Here is a 19,675-nt window from a genome sequence, read left to right on the forward strand (position 1 = left end):
GCTTACCGCTTATTCCCTATTTTTTCAATTAATGATAGCGCTGTCATTTTATCTTTTATATGATGGTGGTGAATAAATAATAATAAATAACAGATTACGTGGGGGGAAATGCGTAGTCTTAGGGTATACAACGAGGAGAGAGCAATGGATTTTAAAAAGCGAACTTTAGCGAGTTTGATCGCGATAATGCCATTAATGGCACAGGCGCAGTTTTCGCAAACTGATGTGAATAACTTTGCCAAAGAGACCACTCTGACATTTGCTGTGGTAGATAACTTTCATAATAAAGACGCTGGTTTTTTAGGAACTATTACACTAAACAACCAATCTGATGTTGCACTTCCTGCAGGTGAAAGTGACTGGCAGTTGTATATTCACTCAGTTCGTAAGATCAGTACTGAGCTAGTTGCGGGTTTAAATATTGAACACGTAAATGGTGATTTACATCGCATTACCCCAACTAAAAACTTTACAGGGTTAGCTTCAGGTAAAAGCTTAGTACTTGAGTTTGACGCTCAAGTTTGGGTGGTTGCTTATTCTGATTTTATGCCACGTGCTTTTTTTGTATCTGGTGATAATAAACCGGCTATTTTTGCAAATACTGACAGCGAAGATATGACCCAGTTTGTTGCACCGTTCGAGCGTGAAAATCAACTGCGTCGTTATAACGAGCCAAAAGATTTAACGGTATTAGTCACCCCAAAAGTGCGTTTTGAGCGTAATCAACAAACGACAAGTCAAGTATCGCAACAAGATGCATTAAAGCGGATCATTCCAAAGCCACAAAAAGTAGAGTTTAATCGCGGTACTGCAACACTTGATAGCAGCTGGCAGATCACTTTCCAAGGTCAGTTAAAGAACGAAGTCATGGTGTTTATGCAAGATTTGCAAGATGACTATGGCCTGACCTTAAAAGCACAGCCAGATCACATCAAACTAGCAAAAGAAAAACTGATCAGCTTAAAAGTAAATCCACAGTTGGCCGGTGGTAAATCAGAAAGTTACACTCTTGAAATAGATGACGATCGTATTGAAATTGTTGGGAGTGATAATGCCGGTGTCTTCTATGCCATGCAGAGCTTACTTAATCTACTCCCGGCAAATAGCCAAGGTACTGTAGACATTCCACAACTTGAGATTGAAGACAGCCCTCGTTATACCTGGCGTGGCATGCACTATGATAATGGCCGCAATTACCACGGCAAAGACGCTATGTTCAAATTGGTTGAGCAAATGGCGCGTTATAAAATGAATAAACTACATTGGCACTTTTCAGAAGATGAAGGTTGGCGCTTAGAAATTCCAGGATTACCAGAGCTAACTGATATTGGTGGTTATCGCTGTTTTGACCTTGAAGAAAAAGAATGTCTGTTAACACAGCTAGGAACCGGGCCATTTAAATCGGGCTCAGGTAATGGTTACTTAACCCGTAGCGAGTTTATTGAATTACTAACATTTGCTAAAGACCGCCATATTCAAATCATTCCTGAAATTGAAGGGCCGGGGCATGCTCGAGCATCAATCAAAGCAATGGAAGCGCGTTATCATAAGCTTGCTGATGAAGCTCAAAAAACAGCTAAAAATAACCTTCTTAATAAAAAGAATCCAGGAAAAGAAACGCAGCAAGTCGATATTAGTGCAGCGACACAATATTTATTGAGCGATCCAAAAGACACCTCGGTATATATGACGGTGCAAAACTACAAAGATAACTCGATGAACGTATGCATGGATTCAACCTATGCTTTTTTAGATAAGGTTACCTACGAATTACAACAAATGTACCGCGAAGCCGGTGTGCAATTGACTAACTTACACTTTGGTGGCGATGAAGTGGGTGCCGGTTCATGGGTTGGCTCGCCAATATGCCAAGCAATGTTTGCCGACCCTAATAATGGGGTTGCCGGTGCCGCAGATCTAAAACCTTACTTTACACAACGTGTGGCCAAGTTACTTGAAAAGCGCGGTATTTCGCCAGGTGCATGGGAAGATGGTTTAATGTATGACCGCACTAACCCGTTTAAGCGCGATGAGTTTCCAAATAAAACCTTTACAGCAAACGTCTGGGACAATATTTGGGAGTGGGGTGTTGCAGACAGAGCTTACCGCCTTGCCAATGCAGGTTATCAAGTTATATTATCGCATGGTACACACTTATACTTCGACCATCCTTATGAAGCTCACCCAGAAGAACGTGGATATTATTGGGCAACTCGCTATACCGATACTAAAAAAGCATTTAATTATATGCCAGACGATGTGTATGCCAATGCCGATTACACCCGAACACGGGAGCCGATAGATAACCTTGAAGCTTTAGTTGGTCGTCCACTACCAAAATTAGAAAAGCCAGAAAACATCTTAGGTATGCAAGGACAAGTTTGGTCTGAAACTATTCGAACCGAAGATCAAGTATTGGCAATGATATTCCCGCGAATTCTGTCTGTTGCTGAGCGTGCATGGCATAAAGCACCATGGGAGGGTGAGCAGGTTGATCGTAAAAGCCAAGAAAAAGACTGGGCGCAATTTTCTGCTGCAGTTGGTTTGAAAGAGCTTACAAAGTTAGCAAATGCAGGTGTAACTTTGAATTTACCTGTACCTGGAGGTGTGATCAACAATGGTAAGCTTGAGATTAATACGCCATTTGCATATTTAAATACCGAGTATAGTTTAGATAATGGCGCGAGTTGGCAGCAATATACAGCTCCGATCAGTGTTTCTGAACAGCAGTCTGTGGCATTACGTAGTAGCTTAAATAGTAAACTGAAGAGCAGAATTACTCATATAAATTAATATATTAGTAACTAATTACGTTTTGAAAGGGCCATAAAGGCCCTTTTTTGTGCCGTTGTAAAATAAATTGTTACTAGTAATATGGCTGTAATTAACGTAAAGTTTTATGGCAGCGCTGTCATTTTTGTTTCGACATTGTCATTTAAATGTCGCCAAAGTGTTATAAAGTACAGCAACGCTAATCGTCGATTTAAGTTTTTTTGAACTTAATTGCAATAAATAATTACAACGATAGCTCGCAACAAGAAGAAGTTTTATGGAAGCCACTGTGTCAAAAATAAACAAACAAAGTAACTTTATACCCATGGCCATTGTTGCCACTTTATTCTTCATCCTAGGTTTTGCAACCTGGTTGAACGGTTCACTAATGCCATACTTAAAACAAGTATTACAGCTTAGTCCATTTCAAGCGTCACTGATTTTATTCTCGTTTTATATAGCTGTTACTTTTACTGCAGTGCCATCGGCAATGATCATTCGTAAAGTTGGTTATAAAAATGGTATGGCACTCGGTATGGCAACCATGATGGTGGCAGGTTTGTTATTTATTCCAGCTGCAAAAACTCAAGTGTTTGCTTTGTTTTTATTTGCGCAGTTGGTTATGGGGGCTGGTCAAACCTTGTTGCAAACAGCAGTAAATCCGTATGTTGTTAGGATTGGGCCTGAAGAGTCAGCTGCTGCACGTGTTAGTATCATGGGGATATTAAATAAAGGCGCAGGCGTGATTGCGCCAATCGTTTTTACAGCATTAATTTTAAGTGATTTTACTGGCCTCGTTGGTAAAGATTTATCACAAGCTGAAATTGATTCAATGGCGAATAGTTTAATTTACCCTTATTTAGGGTTAGCGCTATTTATTGGTGCACTGGCATTTGCCGTGACAAAGATGCCATTACCAGAGCTTGTTGATGATGAGGAGCAAGGTGCTAAAGGGCAAGTAAAAGAAGCGCTTTCCCATCCAAGTCTTGCACTAGGTGTGCTTGCTTTGTTCGTTTATGTAGCCGTGGAGGTGATTGCAGGCGATACCATTGGTACTTTTGCGTTATCGCTAGGTGTTGAAAAATATAGTGTCATGACCTCTTATACGATGGCTTGTATGGTGCTGGGTTATATCTTAGGTATTGCACTTATACCACGTGTTATTTCGCAGCAAACTGCATTGAGTTTGTCTGCTATTTTAGGCTGCGTACTAACCCTTGCCGTGGTATTTAGCGATACTAGTTCAGTGGTTGTCGCAACAGCGCTTGGTTTAGAGGTACAATTACCAGATACACTATTGATGATAGCTGTGTTAGGATTTGCGAATGCTATTGTATGGCCTGCGGTATGGCCGTTAGCGTTGTCTGGGTTAGGTAAATTAACCAGTGTTGGTTCTGGTCTGCTTGTAATGGGTATCGCCGGTGGTGCGTTTGGACCACTATTTTGGGGTCTAGCAAGCGGTGGTGTGGATTCTGCCGAGGCTCAGCAGGGCGCTTATATCGTAATGTTACCTTGTTATTTATTCATCCTTTTCTATGCTGTTAAAGGGCACAAGATGAAAAGCTGGAAATAAGATTAAAGTTGAAAGGTTCAAGGTAAAAGTTTAGCTTTGTAGAACCTAGAACCTAGAACCTAGAACCTTATTTTTGAAAAGAATTTCTATAATGTAGAAATAATCCCGTGTGTAATGCCACCTAAAGGTGGCATTTTTTTGTCTGCAAGAAAGCAGCTTGCGAGCTGGCGAGAGTAAAGTTAGCGAGGGTACGCTAATCGGCGCTAAAGCGCTCTCCTACGGGATGGTGCATGTGTGTATATTTCTTGTAGGAACAGGCTTCAGCCGTGATTGTGTTAATCATGTTCAGAGGGGTTTAAATAAACACAATCCCAATGGGGATAACTTCCAAGGTTGTCAACAATACCGGCTCTCATTGGGTTGGCAGCTATGTATCTTGCTTGATGTAATAAATGTTCTTCATCTCGAATTAATGAATCGTAGAAACCAGCTTGCCAAATTTGCTCATTTTTAGCTTTGTGCATGAGAAATGATGTACGCCCTTTTACTTTAGCCACCACCGAAGATAGCGAATCTTGTGTTTTCAGCTGCAAAAACCAATGCATATGATCAGGCATTATTACAAAGCAAATTGTTTTAGTTAAGCCATTTAAATCAGATTGTTTTAGTGAGCGTATTAGAATTCGCGCATTACAAAAATCTTCAAATAATTTAACTCGTTGATGTGTACATGTGGTCACAGAATAATAATGGTTAATAATAGAGTGACGATGTTGACGTAGCTGCTGTGACCGAAGTTTCATTTTTATCCTTTAAATATAAAACGGTTTAATGAAGTATAGATTAAATTATGCAATCGGCGCTAAAGCGCTCTCCTACGAGTACGAGTAATGCATGTGTATATTTCTTGTAGGAACAGGCTTCAGGTGTGATTATGTTTAAGCTTAGGTTATACGCAACAGCTAATCGGCGCTAAAGCGCTCACCTACGGGATAATGCATGTGTGTATATTTCTTGTAGGAACAGGCTTCAGCCATTATTTCTGGCTTGTGCTTAATATGAATTAATCAATAGGATGAAATTTTAAGACGTATTTGATATTGAAATTAAGAAGGGAAAAGATGGGGCGATTGACGGGGCTTGAACCCGCGACAACCGGAATCACAATCCGGGGCTCTACCAACTGAGCTACAACCGCCACAACACACCTTGTTTGGTGTGGCGCGGATAATACATAAAATAATAAATCTTGTGAAGGGTTAAGAGCAAAAAAAATGAAAAAAATTTAGAATTGAATATTTTTGTTCATAAAATGGCCTTGTGATGAGTTTTTAAATCACTTTTTTATCTGGTTAGGTAAAATAAAAATTAACCCTAAAGATGTTCTTTTAAAGATAAATAGATTAATTAATTAAATAATAAATTGAAATCAGATATAATTTAACCAGCAAACTGCTTAATACTGAATATCAGGAGTGATAATGGATACAATACTTAACTGGATAAACGAAAACTCAGGTTTGATTTTGCATTATGGCATTCAAGCTGTAATTGCATTGGTGATCTTTTTACTGGGTGGTCGTGTTGCAAAATTTTGCTCTAACCTAACTGAAAAAGCATTCGACAAAAAGAAAGTAGATAAAGCTGTAGGTTCGTTCGTATCTAGCATTGTTTATGCCATCGTATTTATGGCAACAATCTTAATGGCATTGTCACAAATAGGCATAGAAACCACTTCATTTATCGCTATTTTAGGTGCTGCAGGCTTAGCAGTTGGCTTAGCACTGCAAGGTTCACTATCTAACTTCGCATCTGGCGTACTTATTATATTACTTCGTCCTTTCAAATCGGGTGATTATGTCGAAGCTGGCGGTAAAGCTGGTACAGTGAAAAAAATCGAAATTTTCTCTACTGAACTACGCACACCAGATAACAAAGTTATCATCATGCCAAACTCTAAAATTATGTCTGACTCAATTATTAATTACTCGCGCGAATCAACTCGCCGTATCGATCTAGTTATTGGTGTTGGTTACGATGCAGACTTACGCAAAGCAAAAGAAGTACTTAAATCAGTCCTAGATCAAGAGTCACGCATTCTTAAAGATCCAGCTTATAACGTATCAGTGTCAGAGCTTGCAGATTCAAGCGTAAACTTCATTGTGCGTCCTTGGGTTAACTCAGGCGATTACTGGCCAACTTATTGGTCTTTAATTGAGAACATTAAAATCGCATTAGATGATGCGGATATCACTATTCCATTTCCGCAAATGGATGTTCACCTTCACAAGCAAGATTAATCAACCAAACAAGTAGCAAAGGTTATTTTTTAATGAAATTAAAGCTTTTATCAATTTTAGTTGCAGCATCTGCTGCAACTAACGCATTCGCTGAAGATACTAAAACATGGGAAGTTACCAGTGAGCTAGGTGCAATTATTACCAGCGGTAATACAGAAACAACCACCCTTAAAGGCGGCATCAAGGCGTTACATAACTTAGAAAGCTGGAACAACGAGTATAAAATTAACGGTCTTTATAAAGAAGACGACGTTGAGAATGATGCTGGTATAAAAGAAACGCAACGTACTAACGAAAAATACTCGTTATCAGTACAAGGTAACTATAAGTTAAATGAAGAGCATGCGCATTTATATGTTTATGGTTCACACGTTTCTGATTACTTTGGTGCTTATCGCAGCGAGTCGGTTATTTCAGCGGGTTATGGTCAACGTTTATTAGACCGCTCTGACATGTGGTTAAATGCTGAAATTGGTCCTGGTTATAAGTACTTTCAATACCCTGATACGAGTACCGAAGTTGATGAAAATGGTAACTCTTTAGCGGGTGAGCGTGAAGGTGAGGTTATCGCTCTAGGTAAGCTTGATTATAATTGGCAAATTTCTGATAACGCAAAGCTTACTCAGTTAGTTTCAGTCGAATACGGTGATACCAACACTAAAACACGCTCAGAAACAGCGCTTTTAGCTAAAATCAACGGTTCATTACAAATGAAGGTTGCTTATAACATTACTAACAACTCAGTTGTTGCTGACGACAAAGAAAGCACAGACACAGAAACGTCGCTGACATTGGTTTACAGTTTTTAACAATTAAGCCTCGTTTAGTGACATTTAACTGTAATAAAGGGACGTAAGTCCCTTTTTTATTTGTTTGTAAATAATGTAGAATAGCCAATCTTTTGGCCGTTGTTCTAGGAAAAACCTACTTGTGATGCTTTTTAAACGATTTTTAATATTTTTTTTACTGCTAACGACTGCATCTGCATTTGCTTTCACTCCTACTGCATCGCAAATTGAACAATTTAAAAAGCTACCGAAAGCGCAGCAAGAAGCACTTGCTATGCAATATGGTGTTGATCTAACGAGTATCACTGGTAATCAATCATCACCTAGCGCAGCAGCAGAAGAACAACAAACTGTTTATCCGCGTCAAGAACAAGAAGAGCCAGTTTTAACAGACGAAGAACGCTTTGATCCACAAAGAGATGAAATCAAGCCTTTTGGTTACGAGTTATTCTCTGGTGAGCCTACGACCTTCATGCCAAGTGAAAATGCGGCTGTACCAGAAACATATTTAATTGGCCGCGGTGATCAATTAAAAATTAACTTTTATGGTAAAGAAAGTGAAAGCTACGAAGTTGTAGTGGATCGTGAAGGAAGAATTAATATACCTAACTTAAGCCCTGTCACCGTTGCTGGGCTTACATTTGGTGAAATAAAAGAACTTATTAAAGCTAAAGTTGAACAAGAAATTATAGGCGTAAAAGCGTTTGTATCTTTAGGTCAATTGCGCAGTATGCGTATTTTAGTGTTAGGTGAAGCATATAAGCCGGGTAGTTATAGCGTATCGTCGTTGACCACAGTATCGCATGCACTTTTTATTAGTGGTGGTGTATCAGACATTGCATCCTTACGTAATATTCAAGTAAAACGTGCTGGTAAAGTCATTGCAAACTTTGATCTGTATGAATTACTGATTAAAGGTGATAGTAGAAACGATATCACTTTAAAATCAGGCGATGTGGTTTTTGTTCCACCCGTAGGGGCCCAAGTTGCTGTTGAAGGGCTGGTTAAACGTCCTGCAATCTTTGAAATAAAAAATAATGAAACTGCCCAAGATATATTGAAAATGGCCGGTGGCTTAAAGCCAGAAGCGTATGCACAAAAAGCAATTATCGAGCGCTTTAATAATTACAATGCGAAAGAAATTTTATCAGTCGATTTTAGTGTTAACGATATCAACTATATTCCGCAAGATGGCGACAGAATCCGTTTTAATCCGGTAAGTTTACAGATTCAAAACTCAATTACCGTTATTGGTGCAGTAGCTCGCCCAGGGAGTTATCAATGGCATCAAGGTAAGCGTATTTCTGATTTATTTACGTCTGTTCGTGGTGATTTGTTACCACAAGCTGACCTTAGTTATGCTTTGTTAGTGCGTGAAATCAATATTGCAGGCGATATTGAGGTGTATCAATTTGATATTGCGCAAGCGATTGTAAAAGCAGCTGAACACGATTTAGAGTTGCAAGCAAATGACAAGTTATTAGTTTTTAGCCGCTTTGAAGCAAAAGAAGCTGAAGAGTTAGCGCTAACAAATATGGCACTGACCGAAAAACAACAGCAACAACAAATCAAAGTTGAGCAGTGGCATAAGTATCAAAAGAAAGAATTCGAAAAATACATAGGGGTTATTCAAAGTGAAGATCCTTTCAAAAAGCCTGATGATGGCGCCAATTTAACTATTGCTCAATTGGCCAAGCAAAGAAAAGCGGCTGAAGAGGCTGCTGAGCTTGCGCCTGAAGATTATTCAATCTTTAGTCGCTACAACATATTAAAACCAATCAAAGCTAAATTAAAACAGCAAGCTTCAGTAACTCAAGCCATGCAGTTAATTGAAATAAATGGTCACGTTGCTTACCCAGGTGTATATCCATTAACAGTAGGCGCTGAAGTTAACGAACTAATTATAGCCGCAGGTGGGTTACTTGAATCTGCTTATACAGAGCAAGCTGAAATTACCCGGTTATTAGCTGGTGATGCTTCTAAAGTCGAGCACATAAAGTTTAATTTACATAAAGCTATGCTAGGGGAACTTGGTGATAACCGAAAACTGCGAAGTAAAGATAGTTTAAATGTATTCTCAATCCCTAACTGGCAAGAAAATGTAAAAGTTGAGTTAAAAGGTGAAGTTAAATTCCCTGGAACTTATACAATTCGTCGTGGTGAAACATTGACTAACCTACTAGAGCGCGCAGGTGGGTTCTCAGAGTTTGCTGAAGAGAAGGCTGCGATTTTCACACGCGAGTCGATTCGTAAACAAGAGCAGCAGCAATTAACTAAGTTATCAGAAGAGTTACGTCGTGATCTTGCGCAAAAAAGTTTTGAGAAAGGCGCCAGAACGTTATCGTACGATGAGATGAACAAGTTACTTATCGACTTAGCAGATATAGAAGCGGTAGGGCGACTCGTTATTGATCTTCCTTTAATCGTTGAAGATAAACAAAAGCTGGTTCTGCAAGACGGCGATACTTTATATGTGCCAAGTAAGCGTGACTCTATCAGTGTAATAGGCGAAGTAAACTATGCCACATCTCACTTATTTAAACCGGGTATTTCATATAATGATTACATCGCCCTTAGTGGTGGTTTAAAAGAGCGCGCTGATGATGAGCGTATCTATATTATCAAAGCCAACGGCTCAGTGAAAATTCCAAATTCAGGAAGTTGGTTTGCTGTCAATGATTCACAAATGCTAGAGGCTGGTGACACAATCGTAGTTCCACTCAATTCAGGTTATATGGATAACCTGACACTGTGGAGCACAGCCACACAAATCATTTATCAACTTGGTGTAGCAGTTGCTGCGATTAGTAGTATTTAATTAAATTACTAATAAGTTATTAAGCTTAATTAGAGTTATAGCTTTGAATACGAAAGTGTATTTTCAAAAGTAACTTAAGATAATGAAGATGGTTAATATGCAAAATTTAGGTACGGAAAAAGAGTTGTTAGTCGATGAAATTAATTACAAAGATTTGTTCTTAATTATTTGGAAAAGTAAGTTAACTATATCAATTACAACCATAATATTCTTATTAGGTGCTGTGTTTTTTGCACTGCAAATGCCAAACATTTATAAGTCAGAAGTTTTACTCGCTCCTTCAGAAAAAAATGACAATAGTGGCTTGGCCGGTTTAACCGGTCAATTAGGCGGTATGGCTAGTCTAGCTGGAATTAATCTTGGTTCTCCAGCGACCAGCAATACTCAATTAGCAATTGAAGTTATTAAATCTCGGCAGTTCATAGCTAATTTTATTGAAAAATATAAAATTTTACCTGACCTTATTGCTGCAGAAAGTTGGAGCCTAGCTAGCAATACACTTTCTTTTGATGCTGATTTGTATGATCCAACAACTAAAACTTGGGTGCGTGAGGTGAGTCCACCCTATACACCTAAGCCATCAACTCAAGAAGCTTATAAAGTATTTATGGAGTTGTTTAATGTTATGGAAGATCCAGATACAGGTATGGTTCAAGTATCGATAGAGCATCTATCACCTTTTATCGCACAGCAATGGGTTAACTGGTTAATTTTAGAAATTAACAAAGAAATGAAGGAAAGAGACGTAGCAGAGGCCCTAAAAAGCACTGAGTTTCTTACAGAGCAATTAGAGCAGACTAAAGTTGTTGATATTAGAGCTGTTTTATACAAGTTGGTCGAAGAACAGGCGCGAACTATTATGTTAGCGAATGTGCGTGATGAGTATGTTTTTAAAACAATTGATCCTGCGATTGCCCCACAAGAAAAGTCAAAACCAAGCCGTGCCCTAATCTGTTTAATAGGTTTATTATTAGGCTTTTTACTCAGCTCAATGGTTGTGGTTTTTAGACACTTTAATCGTCAGGGTTAGTGTATTTATGAAAAATTATGTTGATTTAAGGTTTTGTTATGGGGTTTAAAATAATACCAAATCAAGCTGAAGGTGTTTCTTTTGAGGATATGTCTATTTTGAGACGTATGGAAAAGCCATTTAAATCGAAAAAAGAAGCATTGAAGCAAGATATTATATACTTGTATTGCCCTGATGAAGCCGTCTCGGAAGTGGAAGCTATTGCTATTAATTACGAGTTCACCATAGTCATAAATCGCTATGATATTGATAATTTCAGTAAAAAGGTAATATGCCACTTTAAGAGTGCAGCGCTGGGTAAACAGCAAAGAAACTTTTTAGTGAGTGCTACAGAGTGCGGAGCTTGGGTTGAGCCCCTAGTTAGTTACTTGGATGAGCGATTAAAATATACTGAGGTGTCACTGCTTCATAGTAGCTATTTTTTGCATCAAAAAGCGTTTTCTATTTTATCGCAAAAGAGAACCCAATTAGTTAAGCGATTTTTAGATATTACTAGTTCCTTAGCGATCTTGATTGTCACTCTGCCAATTTCTTTATTAGCTGCAATTGCAATAAAGCTAGAGAGCAAGGGGCCATTGTTTTTTTTGCAAAAAAGAACAGGGCAATATAATAAAGAATTTAAGGTTATTAAATTTCGTTCCATGCGAAATGACGCCGAAAAAGATGGCGCACAATGGGCTGACGAAAATGACATAAGAGTAACTAAAGTCGGTCATTTCATTAGGAAAACACGAATTGATGAAATTCCACAGCTAGTCAATGTCCTCAAAGGTGAAATGTCGATTGTAGGTCCAAGGCCGGAACGAGAAATTTTTATTACTGAACTCGAGAAAGTGATCCCTTACTATCGCTTTAGGCATGCAGTTAAACCAGGAGTGACTGGATTAGCGCAGGTAAGCTATCCATATGGCGCTTCAGTTGAAGATGCAGTATGGAAACACAAGTACGATATTCACTATATTAAGCATCACTCAAGTTTTTTGGATTTAAAAATACTGTTATTAACAGTAAAGACGGTGATCTTTGGGATGGGGCGATAAATGGGATTACTACTTCCCAAATTCTCTGCGCTAGGTTCTTTGTATCATGGAGAATCACCAGAATATTTGCAAATGGCGCTTTCTAGCTTGAATGAACAGAGCTTAAAAGCTGATGAAGTTATACTGGTATTTGATGGACCTGTAGGTGATGAACTACAAATTATCGTACAGCGATGGCAAAAAAAGTTAAATATTAAAGTAGTTGCACTGCAAACTAACCAAGGCTTAGGTGATGCGCTTAATCATGGCTTGGCAGCATGCACGTATAGTTATATAGCACGTTTTGATACCGATGATATAAATGCACCTGAACGCTTTGAAAAGCAACTTAAGATAGCTGTTGAGAAAAATGCTGATCTGGTTAGTGCTACCGTAGAAGAGTTTGATCAAGTTCCTGGGGATTTGCAGCGTTTCCGTTGTGCGTCGCAATCAGAACATTTAAAAAAACAGCTGGCAAAAAGAAATGTTATAAATCATATGGCTGTGTTGTTTAAAAAGGATGCCGTTTTACTTGCAGGAGGTTACTTGCACCTTCATTTTATGGAGGATTACTATCTGTGGCTACGCATGAAAAGTAATAATGCTCAATTTATCTTAATGCCAGAGTCATTGGTTGATGCTCGTATTGGCAATGGAATGGAAAAAAGGCGTTCCGGTTGGAATTATGTAAAGTCAGAGTGGCAATTAGCCAAAGTTAAAAATCAACTTGGATATACCAGTAAATTGAGTGGCGCTATATTGTTTTGTTTAAGAGCGTCGACTCGCCTTTTGCCTGTATCAATTCTAAAAAGTATATACAAAGTATTCTTGAGGAATTAAGCCATCATTTCTAAATATGCGCGTACTAAAATAACAGCCTTACTTTCTGCTGCAGCTTTATATTTCCCCCAATTAGCCTTTAGCTTAATGGCGCCAATTATCATTTTTCAGGGAGACAAGCCAGAGCAGGGTATGTTGTTTTTTTATGCCTGTACATTCGGTGTTGGTTTACTCTCTAGTGGCTTTAGTAATACAACTCATTATCTGGTGCAGAAAGATCGTAAAAAAGAAGGATTAATAAACTTTGCTGGGATATATGGTTTAGTTAGGTTTATAGCTGCAGGAGCTGTTTACTTTTCTGGTTTTGAATTTACTTTTTTAGAAATTAATTATTCAACTAACTTTATCGTTTTACTGATTTTGAGTTCTTTACCTAGCTGGGCATTTTTATATGTTTTGGGCTTAAACAAGTTACCAACGGCTATAGCGTGGGCCGAAAGCATATTAAAGTTAATCATATTGTACGTTTGTATAATTAACAAAGAGCCTATTTGGTACTTTCTAATCGTAACTACAGCGTTAAATGTGTTTATTACTGCCTCATATATTTTTAAAGTACAGTTTTTGGATTGGCAAAATTATCGATTATTTGTTAATGAGCACTTTCCTTTTATAACAAGTGGTGCCTTATTTTCGGTAGCTTGGCTTATTTTTATGTCGAATGTACTTAATAGTCAGTCTTTAAACTCGGCAATAATTGTTGCTTTAGAGCGTGCCTTACGGGTTTTCGAACGACTCAGTTCGGTATTAACAACATTAATATTTAGAAAAAATAAAAAAGTGTTAGCTGACTCACATAAAAAAACACTGTTAACAATTAATAAAAAAATATTACCATATTTTTTAGTTGTAGTTTTTGTGCTTTTCTATTATGTGGATGCATTATTTTTAATCTTTCTTGTAAGTATATTAAATGTATTTTGGGGCCAGTTATTACAGCAACTAGTTAGGCCTAATCGTTTATTTAATCTAGGCGGAATAGTGCAAGCACTGTTATTAATAGTGCCTTTTTATCTCTTTGATTTATCTAACCACGAGCTATACATTTATTTTCTTTTAGGATGCGCAATGAATTTTATCATTAGAAGGCAGTCATTAATGCTGGAGAATAAACTATGAAGTTACTTGAGATACAAAATAATATGCTTGAGATAGCAATTATGTTTGACAAGTTTTGTACAGAGCATAACCTTGAGTACTCGATCTGTGGCGGCAGTTTAATAGGAGCTGTGCGTCATAAGGGGTTTGTTCCTTGGGATGATGATTTTGATGTCGTAATGCCTAGAGACGACTATAATCGTTTTTTAAAATGCTGGAAAGAAGATAACCGCTTTGCACTGATCAAAGTGGGCGACCATAATTACTATAAACCAGCTACGCCAGCTAAAGTGTATATGAAAGGCACGCGCGTTGCCGAAATTAACGAGTTAGCGAATGGCATGCCTGAATTCTGCCCATATGGTATCTTTTTAGACATATTCCCAGTTGATGAATATCCCGATAATTTTTTAGGTAACTTTTGCAATAAATACATTGGTAAATTGGTGCTTGCCAAATCGATGAGCCAATTCCATCTAAAAAATAAAGGCGTTGTATTTCGAAACTTAGTGAAATTATTACGTTTAGTGCCTGAAAAACTAGTAAATAGTATACGTGATGCTGCTATTAACTATGTAAAACAAAAGGCGTCAACCACCTCTAAAACTTTTATAGGCTATGGTGTTGAAACACCATTTACAAACTTAAAGATCGATAAATCTGCCATGTGGCCAGCAAAACAAGAGTTTGTAATAAATGATTATATCTTTAAAGGGCCACAGTCAGCAGAAACGTACTTAACTTGTCGGTATGGTAATTATATGAGTCTACCACCAGAAAGTATGCGCTTTCAGCATATTGTGAAGGTTAAGCACATCGATGAATGAAAAAAAAGTTCTAATTATACTTGGTGAAGCGCCATTTGTTAAAGGTGATGCAACTTCTAACCCCAGTGTTTCTTGGTTAAAAGAGTATTTTAATGGCTATAAAATGTCGCTTATTATGCGTGGCACTGGAGATTCTGAGCAAGAAAATCAAAAAATAATTTCTCTGCCGGAGTCTAAAAATACGCTTAGTATGATTAAAGGCTTGTTGTTTAGTAATTCGCACCGAGAGGATTTTGGTAGGGTGCAAAAGGTCATTCGCCAAGAAAAAAATCAATCATCGCTGATTTGGCTAAGAGCCCCTTCGTTGATACCGCTATTGTTAAGTACATGCTGGAAGAAGAAATACGCAGAAAAAATGTATATTCACATTTGCGCTAACAGATTAACCTGGGCTTTTTTAAAGCGTAATTTTACTGTAGCTAATTTATTTAAATTTTTAAATGGAAAACTTACCACGCTCATTTTAAAAAAAGCAGAGCGTAGTGGTGCTAAGTTTTTTCATACTGGAAATCAGGTACAAGAAGCGTTTAATATTAAAGACAGCACCTATCTTATCGACTATTTACCAAAACATTACCCTTATAATAAGCAGCGAGAGGGGTTTGTTTTTTTAGGGCGCACATCAAAAATTCAAGGTAATGCAGAGCTCTCTCGGTTTGTAAAATGTATTCCTGGCGAGTTGAATTTGTATGGGCCTGGCGAATCAAATGCAATTCCTAATGGAATAAGCTATCAAGGAATTGTCGCTCCTGAGTTAGTGGCTAAAGAGATTTCTCAATATGCGGTATTAGTGTGCATAACACATGAATATTATGAAGGTTTTCCGCGTGTATTGGCGGAGGCAATTAGCCAAGATATGTGGGTTGTTGTTAATAGAAGTTGCACTTTCTTTGCTGATATAAAATATTATCCTTATTTAATTATATCTGAAGATATTGCTAATGTTCATCAGCTAGAAAGTCTATTACAAAAAAGGCCTATGCAATCAAATAATGACTTTAAGCAAAATATAGAAGATAAAAGCCTAATAAATGGTTAACTTATTATTTCGCGCATTTATTATTTTGATAGCTTTAGTCGCTACAAATGAATATTTAGATGATTACCAAAAGTTAATGACTGCCTATAACAAAGGGCAAGAGGCATTTGGTTATCTCTTTATTGTTCTGGGCGATGTATTCAGAAGCTTAGGTTTAAGCTACTTTTATGTGCATTTAAGTTATCTAGTTATTATGGCGGTATCAATAGCGGCGCTAACCCGAAACTTATTTTTTATGGTTGTGTTAATTGTTTTAGTAGGTGAAATACTAAACGAACAAACGCGGTTTTTTACGGGGGCTTTTGGGGCAATTGCATTACTGATATATGCTAAAAAACTAAAAGTTTTGTCGGCTACCTCGGTGCTTGTTCATCCTGCCGCAGGTGTTTTAGCTTTTGCAGGGTATATAACTAATAGGCTATTTATAAAGTTTGCTACGCCTACTTTGTTTTTAGCTTGCGGTTGCAGTGCTTTTATTCTCAGTGAGATCATCCGCGATATAATTATTATGATCGGTTCTAAGCTAGGTTATGGCTATGAAGGCACTGTATACTTAGAGCCATTATCGTTAGTTGGAAAGGTGTTTTTATTTTTTATTTTATTCTTAGAGTTTTTTAAGTTTAAAAGTGAAGTAAAACTAAACCGGGCAAAAGACTTTTATTTAGTAAAGTCGTTTTTGTTACTTACAATTTTATTTTCAAGCTTTGCTATTGTGTCGGGCAGGTTGTTGTTGATAGTGACGGTTTTACTGGTAGCAACAAGTACGATGCCTACGGTTTTCGTAAAGCGAAAAGTTTCCGTAAACTATAATAAATTAGTGTTATTTTCTGCGTGTATTGTATTTGCAGCGTTACTTGTACGGTTATATAAATTGTTAGCTGGCGATAGCTAATAAACGAAAGAAAATTAAAGAGGTATATTATGAAGAGTAGAGTTGTGTATGTATCGGGGACCTTTGACCTGTTTCACAGTAATCATTTAAAAATGATCAATTATGGTCGTGGTTTAGGTGACACCCTTATTGTAGGTGTTAGTACTGACGAACTTGTATGTTCTTATAAAAAGCCGCCAGCGGTGCCGTTTGAAGAGCGCATAGCCATTGTTGAAGGGTTAAGAGACCCTGACGTGGTGATCCCACAACGCACATTAGACCATAATGAAACAGTCGAGAACTTAAATATTGATATTTTTGTTATTGGAGATGACTGGAAAGGGAAATACGACTACCTAAAAGATCAAGGTGTACAGGTGTTTTATTTTCCTTATGGGGCCGGTGTTAGCTCAACCAACTTAAAAAAGAAAATTTACGACCAATATAAAAAACTTATTGAGCCAAGTGATGTACACCCAATTCCCGAGCCTAAAAAATGAATATATTAATAACAGGTGGTCAAGGGGACCTTGCAAAATTTTTAACACAATCTTTAATAGCGGCCGGACACCAAGTAGCGGCTCCGTCGCGTATTGACCTTAATGTTGCAGATCCAAGCTCAGTGGATGGTTATTTTAGCGGGCGCCAGTTTGATATTGTTATCAATGCTGCAGGAACACTTTATTCATGTTTAGTTGCTGAATCAGATCCGCAATTATGGATTAGAGATATTGAAGTAAACTTAATTGGTACTTACCTTATTTGTAGAGCAGCTTTAAGAGCAAATAAAAAAACTAAGTTGATAAATATTGCTTCAACAGCCGCTTTTAACAGCTATAAAGATTGGACTTCATATTGTGCAGCTAAGGCTGGTGTGGTTACTTTGTCAAAAGGGCTACATAAGGATGGTTACGATATAACCGTATTATGTCCAGGAGCCATTGAAACGAAGCTAAGAGATAACTTGTTAATCGATAACCCAAATGTGATGACGATTGCTGAAGGAGCCGAGCCGATCCTTGCTGCGATAAATGCAAACAGTAACGGTAAGCTATATTTCTATCGAAAAAATGAGCAAACAGAAGAGCAGCTTTAATCGTTGAGTTGTTTTAATAACACGCTAGCTTGCTAGCTTTTTGCTCTGCTGGTTTTTTTACTCTAGGAGTTTTTGACTCAATTTACTTGGTTTTACTAAATTTAAAGTGATCTATGGTTGCTCATAACCTTAACAAAAAGCATAGTAAAAAATTAGTAAGTCTCTGTTTAGTTTCTCAGTTTTTACTAAATCAAATTATCCTCAATGGCAGAACTAATGAAAACCCATTAAACATGAAAAGTTTTAATGGGTTTTTTTATAGACACTACCCTAATTAAGCACGTATACCCAAGCCACCTCAAGATGCAGAATTCAGCGTTTCACAGGTGCTTAATATCAAGGCGTTACTTTGCAAGAATGGCAGTCCCTTTTAAAAAGTAACAACGATGAGAGTATGTGCCTGTGAAACGCCCAACGGGTTGGTTTAAAAGCGATTTATACTGCGTTATTGATTTTAATAATAGAACCACTATTACTTGCAATCAATGCCTTGCCTAAATCGCTTTTAATTCCAACTGAAACTTGCAACTTGAGGTGGTTTGGGTATAAAATCCCCACCGTCTGAAATAACAACAACAAGGTCTCAGGCAAAAAGTCAGTATTTTAGGGATTGATATGGATAGTTGGTACTTATTATTTTGTAAATCAAGGCAAGAGGCTCGTGCCCAAGTTAATTTACAAAACCAAGGGATTGAAGCTTTTTTTCCTCAGCTACAAAAACAACAGCTAATTAAAGGTCGTCGTACTTTTAAGCAATCTGCTGTGTTTCCTAATTATTTATTTGTTCGCTTAAATCCTCAAACCGGCAACTTTGCTGCGGTAAAAAACACCCGTGGTATAAGTGGTTTTGTGTCGTATGGTGCATCGTATCAATTAGTACCTGATCAACTTATCAAAGAATTAAAAAATTTCGAGCTAACGCAAGATAATAATAGCTTACCGGAACCCGGTGATTTAGTGTGTCTAAATAATGGCTCGTTTAAAGACGTACAAGCAATATTTAAAGAGCCCGACGGCGATATGCGCAGTATATTGTTAGTCAACCTACTCAATAAACAAATAGAAATAAGCGTAGATAACTGCGACGTAAGAAAAGTAGGTTAAAGGTTAAAGGCACTAGGAAAACAAAGGTACTAGGTGTTAGGTTTTAGGTTTTAGGTAGAGATTAAGCCAAGCACAGTGTTAGGGTTAAGAGTAGGCGGGGCTTTATGCCGCGCGGTTTATAAAATTCATGGCTAAAGCCATTTCCTACAGGGTTTAAATTTATCGTAGGAGCCGGCTTTAGCCGCGAAAGATATAAGTGCTTTAGTGACTAGGAGCTAAAACCTATGACTTTGTAGGTTGGGCTTTAGCCCGAAAAGAATAAATATTCACCACAGAGAACACCGAAATTACGGAGTAAGGAATAAGAAGTTAACCTAAGGGTTTCATAAATGTTTTCTCGGTGTTGCGAAATTGGTGGTAAAACAGTTTTGTAGGCGAGTAGCTTGCTACCGCGAAAGGTCTTGTATTTTACAATTTGAATTAAACTGACCAGAAAAAACATGCTTGATGACAGGCCTGTTCGCACGTAAACTAAAAAGTATCTAAAAATGAAAGATTTGAGCGTATTGTGTCAAAGCCAACTTTAAGCCGCTACCCAATCACTGACCTCAAAGGCGTTG

The 19,675-nt window shown here is 37.7% G+C and carries 16 protein-coding genes and 1 tRNA gene; 15 read left to right on the forward strand and 2 right to left on the reverse strand.

Annotated elements, in window-relative coordinates; all coding sequences use genetic code 11:
* Positions 1-144: 144 nt before the first annotated feature.
* Together H5183_RS20470 and nagP are read left to right on the forward strand one after the other, a co-directional pair.
* Positions 145-2,793: a family 20 glycosylhydrolase gene (locus H5183_RS20470; protein WP_182732580.1), complete on the forward strand. Its 2,649-nt coding sequence runs from the start codon at positions 145-147 to the stop codon at positions 2,791-2,793.
* Between the two features lie 256 nt (positions 2,794-3,049).
* Positions 3,050-4,345, forward strand: coding sequence for an N-acetylglucosamine MFS transporter NagP (gene nagP / locus H5183_RS20475; protein ID WP_145236559.1), 1,296 nt, complete (start codon positions 3,050-3,052; stop codon positions 4,343-4,345).
* A 275-nt stretch (positions 4,346-4,620) separates the two neighbouring features.
* On the opposite strand, the gene H5183_RS20480 is transcribed toward nagP, so the two are convergent.
* Together H5183_RS20480 and H5183_RS20485 are read right to left on the reverse strand one after the other, a co-directional pair.
* Entirely contained in the window at positions 4,621-5,088 is a 468-nt protein-coding gene (locus H5183_RS20480) for an REP-associated tyrosine transposase (RefSeq protein ID WP_182732581.1), read from the reverse strand.
* A 319-nt stretch (positions 5,089-5,407) separates the two neighbouring features.
* A tRNA-His gene (locus H5183_RS20485) sits at positions 5,408-5,483 on the reverse strand.
* 283 nt (positions 5,484-5,766) lie between these two features.
* On the opposite strand from H5183_RS20485, the gene H5183_RS20490 reads away from it, so the two are divergent.
* The 13 genes from H5183_RS20490 to rfaH all read left to right on the forward strand — a co-directional run bounded on the left by H5183_RS20490 (position 5,767) and on the right by rfaH (position 19,115).
* Positions 5,767-6,585 carry a mechanosensitive ion channel family protein gene (locus H5183_RS20490; protein WP_145236563.1) on the forward strand — a complete coding sequence of 273 codons (819 nt, stop codon included), beginning with the start codon at positions 5,767-5,769 and terminating at the stop codon, positions 6,583-6,585.
* Positions 6,586-6,617: 32 nt separating this feature from the next.
* Positions 6,618-7,394 (forward strand): YdiY family protein, encoded by a 777-nt coding sequence (locus H5183_RS20495; RefSeq protein ID WP_145236566.1) that lies wholly within the window; start codon positions 6,618-6,620, stop codon positions 7,392-7,394.
* A 121-nt stretch (positions 7,395-7,515) separates the two neighbouring features.
* Positions 7,516-10,191, forward strand: a complete 2,676-nt coding sequence (locus H5183_RS20500; protein ID WP_182732582.1) for an SLBB domain-containing protein — start codon at positions 7,516-7,518, stop codon at positions 10,189-10,191.
* A 97-nt stretch (positions 10,192-10,288) separates the two neighbouring features.
* Complete coding sequence (locus H5183_RS20505) at positions 10,289-11,221, forward strand: Wzz/FepE/Etk N-terminal domain-containing protein (protein WP_259397457.1); 933 nt, start codon at positions 10,289-10,291, stop codon at positions 11,219-11,221.
* 89 nt (positions 11,222-11,310) lie between these two features.
* Positions 11,311-12,261: a sugar transferase gene (locus tag H5183_RS20510; protein WP_259397458.1), complete on the forward strand. Its 951-nt coding sequence runs from the start codon at positions 11,311-11,313 to the stop codon at positions 12,259-12,261.
* The gene (locus tag H5183_RS20515; RefSeq protein ID WP_182732585.1) at positions 12,262-13,080 is read left to right on the forward strand and encodes a glycosyltransferase; all 819 of its coding nucleotides are present in this window, start codon (positions 12,262-12,264) and stop codon (positions 13,078-13,080) included.
* An 87-nt stretch (positions 13,081-13,167) separates the two neighbouring features.
* A complete protein-coding gene (locus H5183_RS20520; RefSeq protein WP_182732586.1) occupies positions 13,168-14,199 on the forward strand; it encodes a hypothetical protein in 1,032 nt (343 codons plus the stop codon).
* The gene (locus tag H5183_RS20525) at positions 14,196-15,005 is read left to right on the forward strand and encodes a phosphorylcholine transferase LicD (RefSeq protein WP_182732587.1); all 810 of its coding nucleotides are present in this window, start codon (positions 14,196-14,198) and stop codon (positions 15,003-15,005) included. Before H5183_RS20520 ends, H5183_RS20525 begins: the two co-directional genes overlap by 4 nt.
* Complete coding sequence (locus H5183_RS20530) at positions 14,998-16,044, forward strand: hypothetical protein (protein WP_182732588.1); 1,047 nt, start codon at positions 14,998-15,000, stop codon at positions 16,042-16,044. Before H5183_RS20525 ends, H5183_RS20530 begins: the two co-directional genes overlap by 8 nt.
* Positions 16,037-16,936 carry a hypothetical protein gene (locus H5183_RS20535; RefSeq protein WP_182732589.1) on the forward strand — a complete coding sequence of 300 codons (900 nt, stop codon included), beginning with the start codon at positions 16,037-16,039 and terminating at the stop codon, positions 16,934-16,936. The genes H5183_RS20530 and H5183_RS20535 overlap by 8 nt, the downstream gene beginning before the upstream one ends.
* Positions 16,937-16,965: 29 nt before the next feature.
* A complete protein-coding gene (locus H5183_RS20540) occupies positions 16,966-17,415 on the forward strand; it encodes an adenylyltransferase/cytidyltransferase family protein (RefSeq protein ID WP_145236594.1) in 450 nt (149 codons plus the stop codon).
* The gene (locus tag H5183_RS20545; protein WP_182732590.1) at positions 17,412-18,011 is read left to right on the forward strand and encodes an SDR family oxidoreductase; all 600 of its coding nucleotides are present in this window, start codon (positions 17,412-17,414) and stop codon (positions 18,009-18,011) included. Before H5183_RS20540 ends, H5183_RS20545 begins: the two co-directional genes overlap by 4 nt.
* A 615-nt stretch (positions 18,012-18,626) precedes the next feature.
* Complete coding sequence (gene rfaH, locus H5183_RS20550) at positions 18,627-19,115, forward strand: transcription/translation regulatory transformer protein RfaH (protein ID WP_182732591.1); 489 nt, start codon at positions 18,627-18,629, stop codon at positions 19,113-19,115.
* Positions 19,116-19,675: the final 560 nt, after the last annotated feature.

This window comes from Pseudoalteromonas sp. SR44-8, from assembly GCF_014163635.1.
GTDB lineage: Bacteria > Pseudomonadota > Gammaproteobacteria > Enterobacterales > Alteromonadaceae > Pseudoalteromonas > Pseudoalteromonas rhizosphaerae.

What these genes read in the sequence shown, in the direction of transcription:
- H5183_RS20470 (WP_182732580.1), top strand. Translation starts at nt 145, where the DNA reads ATGGATTTTAAAAAGCGAACTTTAGCGAGTTTGATCGCGATAATGCCA.
- nagP (WP_145236559.1), top strand. Translation starts at nt 3,050, where the DNA reads ATGGAAGCCACTGTGTCAAAAATAAACAAACAAAGTAACTTTATACCC.
- H5183_RS20480 (WP_182732581.1), bottom strand. Translation starts at nt 5,088, where the DNA reads ATGAAACTTCGGTCACAGCAGCTACGTCAACATCGTCACTCTATTATT.
- H5183_RS20490 (WP_145236563.1), top strand. Translation starts at nt 5,767, where the DNA reads ATGGATACAATACTTAACTGGATAAACGAAAACTCAGGTTTGATTTTG.
- H5183_RS20495 (WP_145236566.1), top strand. Translation starts at nt 6,618, where the DNA reads ATGAAATTAAAGCTTTTATCAATTTTAGTTGCAGCATCTGCTGCAACT.
- H5183_RS20505 (WP_259397457.1), top strand. Translation starts at nt 10,289, where the DNA reads ATGCAAAATTTAGGTACGGAAAAAGAGTTGTTAGTCGATGAAATTAAT.
- H5183_RS20510 (WP_259397458.1), top strand. Translation starts at nt 11,311, where the DNA reads ATGTCTATTTTGAGACGTATGGAAAAGCCATTTAAATCGAAAAAAGAA.
- H5183_RS20515 (WP_182732585.1), top strand. Translation starts at nt 12,262, where the DNA reads ATGGGATTACTACTTCCCAAATTCTCTGCGCTAGGTTCTTTGTATCAT.
- H5183_RS20520 (WP_182732586.1), top strand. Translation starts at nt 13,168, where the DNA reads ATGGCGCCAATTATCATTTTTCAGGGAGACAAGCCAGAGCAGGGTATG.
- H5183_RS20525 (WP_182732587.1), top strand. Translation starts at nt 14,196, where the DNA reads ATGAAGTTACTTGAGATACAAAATAATATGCTTGAGATAGCAATTATG.
- H5183_RS20530 (WP_182732588.1), top strand. Translation starts at nt 14,998, where the DNA reads ATGAATGAAAAAAAAGTTCTAATTATACTTGGTGAAGCGCCATTTGTT.
- H5183_RS20535 (WP_182732589.1), top strand. Translation starts at nt 16,037, where the DNA reads ATGGTTAACTTATTATTTCGCGCATTTATTATTTTGATAGCTTTAGTC.
- H5183_RS20540 (WP_145236594.1), top strand. Translation starts at nt 16,966, where the DNA reads ATGAAGAGTAGAGTTGTGTATGTATCGGGGACCTTTGACCTGTTTCAC.
- H5183_RS20545 (WP_182732590.1), top strand. Translation starts at nt 17,412, where the DNA reads ATGAATATATTAATAACAGGTGGTCAAGGGGACCTTGCAAAATTTTTA.
- rfaH (WP_182732591.1), top strand. Translation starts at nt 18,627, where the DNA reads ATGGATAGTTGGTACTTATTATTTTGTAAATCAAGGCAAGAGGCTCGT.